The 8,241-nt window shown below is 55.8% G+C and carries 11 protein-coding genes; 7 read left to right on the forward strand and 4 right to left on the reverse strand.

The genetic code is table 11. The features are described from left to right. The 7 genes from hslV to argF form a co-directional block, all read left to right on the forward strand. The coding region (hslV, locus tag ACETWG_03725) for an ATP-dependent protease subunit HslV (GenBank protein ID MFB0515697.1) at positions 1–344 on the forward strand (344 nt) is incomplete at its 5' end. Then, a complete protein-coding gene (hslU, locus tag ACETWG_03730; GenBank protein ID MFB0515698.1) occupies positions 341–1,711 on the forward strand; it encodes an ATP-dependent protease ATPase subunit HslU in 1,371 nt (456 codons plus the stop codon). The genes hslV and hslU, both read left to right, overlap by 4 nt. Positions 1,712–1,851: 140 nt before the next feature. After that, on the forward strand, positions 1,852–2,058 hold the full coding sequence (locus ACETWG_03735) for a type II toxin-antitoxin system HicB family antitoxin (GenBank protein ID MFB0515699.1): 207 nt from the start codon (positions 1,852–1,854) through the stop codon (positions 2,056–2,058). Next, positions 2,055–2,279, forward strand: coding sequence for a type II toxin-antitoxin system HicA family toxin (locus tag ACETWG_03740; GenBank protein ID MFB0515700.1), 225 nt, complete (start codon positions 2,055–2,057; stop codon positions 2,277–2,279). The genes ACETWG_03735 and ACETWG_03740 overlap by 4 nt, the downstream gene beginning before the upstream one ends. A 99-nt stretch (positions 2,280–2,378) precedes the next feature. Further along, entirely contained in the window at positions 2,379–2,609 is a 231-nt protein-coding gene (locus ACETWG_03745; protein ID MFB0515701.1) for a hypothetical protein, read from the forward strand. Continuing rightward, the gene (locus ACETWG_03750; GenBank protein ID MFB0515702.1) at positions 2,606–3,169 is read left to right on the forward strand and encodes a nucleotidyltransferase; all 564 of its coding nucleotides are present in this window, start codon (positions 2,606–2,608) and stop codon (positions 3,167–3,169) included. Before ACETWG_03745 ends, ACETWG_03750 begins: the two co-directional genes overlap by 4 nt. A gap of 230 nt (positions 3,170–3,399) precedes the next feature. Further along, complete coding sequence (gene argF, locus ACETWG_03755; GenBank protein MFB0515703.1) at positions 3,400–4,317, forward strand: ornithine carbamoyltransferase; 918 nt, start codon at positions 3,400–3,402, stop codon at positions 4,315–4,317. Between the two features lie 205 nt (positions 4,318–4,522). On the opposite strand, the gene ACETWG_03760 is transcribed toward argF, so the two are convergent. The 4 genes from ACETWG_03760 to ACETWG_03775 form a co-directional block, all read right to left on the reverse strand. Further along, complete coding sequence (locus ACETWG_03760) at positions 4,523–5,968, reverse strand: hypothetical protein (GenBank protein MFB0515704.1); 1,446 nt, start codon at positions 5,966–5,968, stop codon at positions 4,523–4,525. Between the two features lie 23 nt (positions 5,969–5,991). Beyond that, entirely contained in the window at positions 5,992–6,252 is a 261-nt protein-coding gene (locus tag ACETWG_03765) for a type II toxin-antitoxin system RelB/DinJ family antitoxin (protein ID MFB0515705.1), read from the reverse strand. Between the two features lie 737 nt (positions 6,253–6,989). After that, entirely contained in the window at positions 6,990–7,898 is a 909-nt protein-coding gene (locus ACETWG_03770) for a hypothetical protein (GenBank protein ID MFB0515706.1), read from the reverse strand. 155 nt (positions 7,899–8,053) lie between these two features. Continuing rightward, a partial coding sequence (locus ACETWG_03775; protein ID MFB0515707.1) for a hypothetical protein occupies positions 8,054–8,241 on the reverse strand: 188 nt, incomplete at its 5' end.

Consider the following 8,241-nt stretch of genomic DNA (forward strand, 5'->3'; position numbering starts at 1 on the left):
AGTTTGAGGCCAAGCTGGAGGAGTACAGCCAGAACCTCCAGCGGGCGGCGGTGGAGCTGGCCAAGGAGTGGCGCACCGACAAGTACCTCAGGGAGCTGGATGCCTACCTGGCACTGATGGACACCCGCAACAGCTACATTCTCTCCGGCTCCGGCGACGTCATCGATCCCGAGGACAACGTCATCAGCATCGGTTCGGGCAGCGGCTACGCCATGGCGGCGGCCCGGGCTCTGATCAAGTACGGCGAGAAGGACCCCAGAACCGTCGTTAAAACCGCGCTGGAGATCACCGCCGACATCTGTATCTATTCCAATGACCAGTTGACTATCCTCGAGCTGGGATGAAAGAGCTGACGCCCCGGCAGATTGTAAGGGAACTGGACCGCTACATCGTTGGGCAGCAGGCGGCCAAGAAGTCCGTAGCCATTGCCATGCGCAACCGCTGGCGCCGCCTGCAGGTACCTGATCACCTCCGGGAAGTGATCATGCCCAACAACATTATCCTCATCGGGACCACCGGGGTGGGCAAGACGGAGATCGCCCGGCGGTTGGCCATGCTGGCCAGTGCACCCTTCATCAAGGTGGAGGCCTCCAAGTTCACCGAGGTGGGCTACGTCGGTCGGGATGTGGAAAGTATTATTCGGGACCTGACCGAAGTGTCAGTGGGCATGGTTCGGCAGGAGAAAGAGGCGCAGGTGGAAGCGAAGGCCTGCGAGCTGGCCAATGAGCGGCTGCTGGATATTCTGTTCCCAGTGGATGAGCGCCTCAAACCTGCTTTTGCTGAAGTCGGTGATAGGGACCAGTTGGAGGAAGAGCTTCGCGCGCGGCATCAGCGCACCCGGGAAAAGCTTCGGGAGCGGCTGGAAACGGGCGAGTTCGAGGATCGCCTCGTTGAAGTCAAGACCCACACGGACAATATGCCGATGCTGCAGGTGATGGGTCCCTTTGGCATAGATGATGTGACCATGAACCTGCAGGAGATGTTGGGGAATATCCTCCCCAAAAAGCACCGCACCCAGAAGACCACCGTTACCGAAGCGCGGAAACTCCTGGCCGTTGAAGAAGCCGGCAAGCTCATCGACGTGGATGAGGTAATTCGGGAGGCCCTGCGGCGGGTGGAGGAGATGGGGATTGTCTTTATTGACGAGCTCGATAAGATCGCTGGTGAATCATCGGCCGCTGCGGGTCCCGATGTATCGCGGGAGGGGGTCCAGCGGGATATCCTGCCCATCGTGGAAGGCAGCAACGTTGTCACCAAGTATGGGGTGGTGCGAACCGAACATGTTCTCTTTCTCGCGGCCGGGGCTTTCCACGTGAGCAAGCCCTCCGATCTGATCCCCGAGCTGCAGGGCCGTTTCCCCATTCGAGTAGAGATGGACGACCTGACCCAGAAGGATTTCGTTAAAATCCTCACTCATCCCCGGAATGCTCTTATCAAGCAGTACACCGCCCTTCTCAGCACAGAAGGAGTGGACATCAAATTTGATAGAGCCGCCATTAACGAAATCGCCCGGGTGGCTTACGAAGTGAACATGAGCATGGAGAACATCGGCGCCCGGCGGCTCCATACCATCCTCACCACGCTGCTGGAGGATGTGCTGTTCGAACAGCCGGAAGGTAAAGACAAGCAGATCTCCATTAGCAAAGAGCTGGTGAAGGAGAAGGTCGGGACCATCGCCAAGGACCAGGACCTGAGCCGGTATATCCTGTAAGCACTAGTGCAAATTTCAAAGTGCAAGATGCAAAATGGGCTATGCTCGTGGACCGCTGGCAGGAGGTTGGGAGCTCGTAGAGAACCGACGATACACGAGCAACGTTATACTGGTGGTTTGAACCGAATGGGGATTAAACAATGCGGCAAGTAATCATTTATCCTGGTGAAGATGGCTACTGGGTGGTCGAATGTCCTTCGTTGCCCGGTTGCATAAGCCAGGGTGATACCAAGGAAGAGGCTATTCGCAATATCCGTGAGGCTATCGAGGGATATATAGCCGCACTCGAGGAGGACGGCCTGCCGGTTCCCGAGGAGCGATTTGAACTCCTGACCGTGGCTGTATGAGCAAGCTGCCCGTGATTTCAGGACGCAAGTGCGTCCATGCGCTTGAAAAGGCAGGCTTCTACCAGAAACGGCAAACCAGCAGTCATATGATTTTGCGACGGGATGATCCCTTCGCTCAAGTAGTTGTTCCCGATCACAAAGCTCTGGACCGAGGCACCCTGAGAGCGATTATCCGTCAGGCGGGGCTGAGCGCAGATGAGTTCATCAGATTCTTGAAGTAGGTTGTCTCCAGAACATGATGACCGCCATCGCCAAGGACCAGGACCTGAGCCGGTATATCCTGTAAGCACTAGTGCAAATTTCAAAATGTAAAATGGGCTATGCTCGCGGACCGCTGGCAGGAGGTTGAGCAGCTCAGGCGATTGAGGGAGCGGGAGCGCCTGCATTCGCTTTCGATTACCGATTCCCTCCGGCAGTTTATCCAGCTCATGGAGCTGGCTGACAAGCTGCCCAAGTGGGGTGACAGGGAGCGGCTCAGGCAGTATGAGACCGAGCAGCTGGTTCGGTGGCGAAAGAGGATGGACGCCTTGGGGCGGACGGAGCCAGGATGATTGCCCTACTGGAAGCTGTCAGGGAAGTTCAAGCTTTTCTTGAGGGCGAAGGCTGGTCGTTCATGGTCATCGGGGGACTGGCAGTACAGGTCTGGGGCGGGGTTCGAGCTACCGAGGACGTGGATATTTCGGTAGGCATTCGCCCTGATGAGAGGGATACACTGGTAAAGGCAGCCCGGGAGCGTTTCAAGCTTATCCCCGATGATCCGGAGGCTTTTATCGCCCGGACGAACGTCCTGCCGATCGAGACTGAGTCAGGCATTCCCGTGGATTTAATCTGTGCGGGGACTGATATGGAGCGGGAGGCTTTCAGCCGGGCCAGGGACATTGAGATCGAACCTGGTTTTTCCATGCGTGTAGCTACCGCTGAGGATCTGGTTTTGTTGAAATTCATATCCGAACGGCCCAGAGATCGGGAAGATGTGGAGGGGATTCTGTTTCGCAGCGGAAAAGAAATGGACCACGAATACGTTCGGAAGTGGCTGCGAGTATTTGCCGAAACGCTCCATCAACCGTCTCTGGTGGAGGAGTACGAAGAGTATCTCGGTAGGACAGGCTAAAAGTCCTTACCCCGGTGCATTCTTGCATACGGAGTGGAAAGGGTGTAATAAAATCCATTGCCAAAGACCGGGACCTGAGCCGATATAAACTTTAGGCAATAGTGCAAATTTCAAAATGCAAGATGCAAAATGGGAATCCGGGAGTAGTGCTCCGAAGGCGGCTATAAAACACTAGACCTTATTTCACTCTTTAAATCTGTCATTCTGATATTTTCATTGAAGATTCCTATATGACCAAGGACTTCCTGCATATCACCGACCTGACCGCCGACGAGATAAAGGGGCTTTTCGACCTGGCTGGGGAGGTCAAGGCTAAATTCAAGGCTCGGGAGGACTATCGCCCTTTCCAGGGCCTCACGCTGGCCATGCTCTTCGCCAAGCCCTCGGCCCGGACCCGCATCTCCTTCGAGACCGGCTTTTACCGTCTGGGCGGCCACGCCCTCTACCTGGGACCCGATTCCGTCGGTATCGGCCAGCGCGAGGCGGTTAAGGACGTCGCCCGGGTGGTGAGTCGCTACAACGACATCATCATGGCCCGGTTGTTCGACCACCAGCACATCCTGGAGCTGGCCGAGTATGCAGCGGTACCGGTGGTGAACGGCCTCACCGACTACAACCATCCCTGCCAGATCATGGCTGACATGTTCACCATCTACGAGCGCCGCGGGCACCTGGATGACCTGCAGGTCACCTATGTCGGTGACGGGAACAACATCGTCCATTCCTGGCTGCGCCTGGCAACCCGGCTGCCATTTACCCTCAGCATTGCCTGCCCGGAGGACTATCAGCCTGACCCGGCTACGGTCGCGCTGGCCCGGCAGGCGGGGCTTAGCGAGGTCACCATCACCGACGATCCGCTGGCGGCCGTGGCCGGAGCCGATGTTGTCTATACCGACGTCTGGGCCAGCATGGGGCAGAAGGAGGAAGTCGAAGAACGGCGCGCCAGGTTTAAGGGCTTTCAGGTGACGGCCGAGCTTATGGCCGCCACGGGGAAGGAGTCCTGGTTCATGCACTGCCTGCCGGCCGAGCGGGGCGTAGAAGTCACCGACGAGGTGATGGAGGCACCCTACTCCATTGTATTCGACCAGGCCGAGAACCGGATGCACGTGCAGAACGCGATTATGCTCAAGCTGCTGGGGAAAGAGTAGCGATCCGTCTACGCTTCGCTACGCCGGACAAGTCAGCGGTCAGCGGGGATCGCCACATCCCGACGTTACCGTCGGGATTCGCGATGACAGGAGGGAGGAGAGGCACCGCTCAGCCGAACGCTCAGTGCGACGGGTGTGGGAGAGCCGGATGCATGGGCAGAATGCGATACAATTGCTGCCGCCGAGGTATCGACCGGCGGTTTCGCTACCGTTTTTGACGCAGTTCTGCCACCATTTGCCGATAGGCCCGCTCCTTGCGCAACAGGAACAATCTTGGATTGGCCTCGATATGGGCGACGTCGTCAAAGCCCCGGTCAATGGCCGCCTGTAGTGCGGCTAGCGCTTTATCGGTATCGCCCATCAGGGTATAGGCTCCCGCCAGGTTATAGAACGGCTCCGGCCAGTCCGGGTTTATAGCAGCCCACATTTCCAGCACTGCGACCGCTTCCGGATAATACTTCATATTGAGGTAGGCGCTGCCTTCGGTAAAGGCCAGGTTGTTGATGTAGTTTAGAACTCTAGCCGCCAGGTGGAGTTCATGGGGCTCGCGCTTTTTCCTGACCAGTCGCTGGTAGTGTTTCGCGGTGCTCACGATGGACTCGATGGCCGCGACCCGCCGGGCGGGATCAACAATGGCGGCAAAGTTCCCGCCGATGGCATTCAGTGCGTTGTCCTCCTGCTTCAGGAGACGTCGTTCGATTTTAAGGCGGCGCCGGACCGCCCTGGAAACCGCCAGTTGGTCCCGCTTATCCTCGATCTCCTGTACGGCCCGGAGTCCCTGGAAGTCCTGCGCCAGAGCCGTATAGCTGTGATGGGCCTCGTAGAACTGCCCAGCCTTTTCATATTCTTCCGCTGCCAGCAGTCGTTTTTGATAGAGGGTATCCAGAAGGCCCAGATCCTTTTCGCGGATGCCTGACCGCAGGGCCTGGAGCTCCAGCCATTCCACCGCCTCGGTGCAGACTGCTTCCGGCGCCCAGTTGTGGGGGCCGTCGAAAACTGCGATATGGTTGGGGATACCCAGGTCGTCGAGGGTCCGGTCCAGTTCCTGCAGTTCCAGGAAATTGAAGTCCTCATTACCAACGATGCCGAAGAAGCTGAAGGGCAGATCTGGGGTGGGTTCGTGTCCCTGTCGGAAGCCCGCGCCGTGAGCAATGACCCCTGCCACCCGGTAGCGGGGCATTGAGGCCACTTCGCAAGCTACGCGGGCCCCGCCGGAAAAGCCGGTGACGTACACCCGGCTGGAATTTAGGGCGAAGCGCTGGTGGGTGTCGGCCCACATGGCTGCTGCTGCGGTGAAATTGTCCACCCAGGGACCGTTGCGGGAATTGTTGGAGCCGGCGATGATGATACCGTACTTCTCGGCCGCCTCCCGATAATGTTCCACCGGCAGGTAGCCCCGGGCAGCCGGATCGAAGGCGTAGATTATAGGCCAGGCCTGATCGGGACGGTACCTCGCAGGGAGATACAAGGCGTAGCTCTGGCCGGGAACCTGGGTGCAGATCACACTCCTGACAATTTCTCCCCGGGGCAGGCTCGCCGCCTCAGGGCCAACCTGCACGAATGTATGGGCGTTACCCTGGATAGGTCCTGGCAGAAGGGGAACGATGACCAGCAATGCGAGGGCTGATATAGTGGTGGTAAGTCGTTTCATATCAGGATCTGGCCTTCGGCGTTTCAAATCCCCAGGTCCTCGAAGAGCTCCTCAACGCTGGCGTAGCTGGTGAGATCCCGACCTTTCACGGCATCTTGCAGGGCTTCACGCGTAACCTTATTCGGCAGCTTGACCTCAAAGGGGAGCCCATTCTGGAGCACAATCTGCCTGAAAAATAAAGTCACCGCCTGAGAGGCGGGCAGTCCCAGGTTGCGCAGAACTTTCTCGGCATCACGCTTGAGAGAGGGTTCCATCCTTACCGAAATCGAAGCATTCCTGGCCACCAGTATTCACCTCCTTTGCGCTGAAAGTATGGCTGTTGTAATGACAATGCAGCACATATTTCGCAAGAATATGGGTACTGGATGTTGGATATTGGATGCTTGCCCTGAGTCTGCCATCGGCGTGGTCAGCGGTCAGTAGAGATCGCCACACCCCGTCCCGAAGGTTCGGGACGGGATTCGCGATGACAGGAGGGAGGAGAGGCACCGCTCAGCCGAACGCTCAGTGCGACGGGTGTGGGAGAGCCGGGTTCAGGCGCCTAACGCCATCATGCTGCGGCTGCGGGGGAAAGAATAGTGGTCAGCGGTTAGCGCTTAGCATTGTCGCACTGAGCCTGTCGAAGTGCGATAACTGAGCCCGCCGCCCTTCGACTGAGCTCAGGACGACGTCCTTCGATCATTCGATTCGCCATCTGGCGGACTGGGGTGGGTTTTCCCAGTACTCCAGAACTTCGGCATCGCATGCGACTGCTCCTCTGTTTACAGTTAGACAGGATCATATTCGAACCGACCTCCCGCGATGGTAGCCAGGAAAACGGTGCTCTGCAAGGAATTCAGGACCGCCCTCCGGCTGACTTACTAAGACTGCTAAAGAAGACAAGCACACTCCGGCTACCTATCTTTTGACTTTCCTCCACTATGCAATTCGTAAAATCCCCCCGTTAAATGCCTATAGCCAATAGGTGATTGGGATTGCATTGCGCAGCCGGATAGGCGAGGGGAGCTATTGGCAAGCATAGCTAGGAGAAAGCATCGACTTCGCGTAAGAACTGTAAAGCATCGAGGTTTTCATACAACCTAATTCTCCCAACAGTTCTCTCGGCCCGTGCTCGTTCAGCAGTGCCTAATCCAAGGGCTGTACCAAATAGAACCACACCTTGATCCAGCTGGTCAAGTCGTAATCTTTCCACATTTTGTTTGTGGTACGCGAAACCTAAAAAACAGACGACTTCGGCTTCCTGAAGCAACGAACGCGAGGCCGAGAACTCCGGACTGTCTCCAACACTTTCATGCACAACTTTTATGCTATCTGCCGATTGTTGTACAAAATCGGGGTTGATCGGATCTCTGGCGCCAGGGATGGTTGGCTTATATCGACGTCCGCCAAGTTGACCATACATATGAACTACAGGCACATTAGTTCGAAGCTCCTCCGCTTCCTCATCGGACAAGTTGTTATTATGTTTCAGGAACAAGAACAGTGCATGCTCAAAAGACCTGTCGTAATTGAAAGTAACCACGGCCAGCTTGTTTCTTTTGAATTCATCAATGCTCGCTCCCATCATGCCAAATAAGTAATCGTACCAACGCCCCTCGTATCCTTCATATTCAGTGAAGGTAGGAATAAGGATTTTCTCTTGTTCCTTTAATACCAATTCAGCTGCGATTGCGAGCTTTCCGATCTCCAGGAACTCTGGTCTGTGTTCGAGAAATGCATCAACGGAAGGTTGTTGCGCCCTTTCAAGCTCATGACAAAAGGAATCAATTTCCTCCTCCCCACGGCCGCATACTTGCAGCTGTCGTGACAGTCGTCCATCCGATGATCTTATCCCTTGGACCACTTGCTCAAACAACTCTCTTCCAACCGGAAAGTAATACGGCTTGCTTGCACCGGCGCCTAGGACTAGCACAGTGGATTTACTGATCATAATTATCCAAAATAAATTTCGTTTATGATGTTTTTATGTATGCAAGCCTAACCATTAGCGCTAATCCTTCTCCTATCCATAATACGTATTCTATTATCCGCTTCATGCGGAAAAGCCGCGCCCGCTTCAGTACCTCCCAGAGTACTGTTGAGCGCCTACATAGGTGATACTCCATGTTTCTTCAGCGTATTCGCGGCGGGCTCAAGGTAGTCTGAGAAAAGCTTTTGGCATTTTGAATCTATCCTCTTCTCTTCTAGTGCCAGTTGATCTGTATTCCTGGCTTTGGCCGCCTCGTCCGCATTATCAAGTCCACGATTGATATCTTCGCACCAGTAATAGAACT

It is taken from the genome of Candidatus Neomarinimicrobiota bacterium (genome assembly GCA_041862535.1).
In the GTDB taxonomy this organism is placed as follows: Bacteria; Fidelibacterota; Marinisomatia; order SCGC-AAA003-L08; family TS1B11.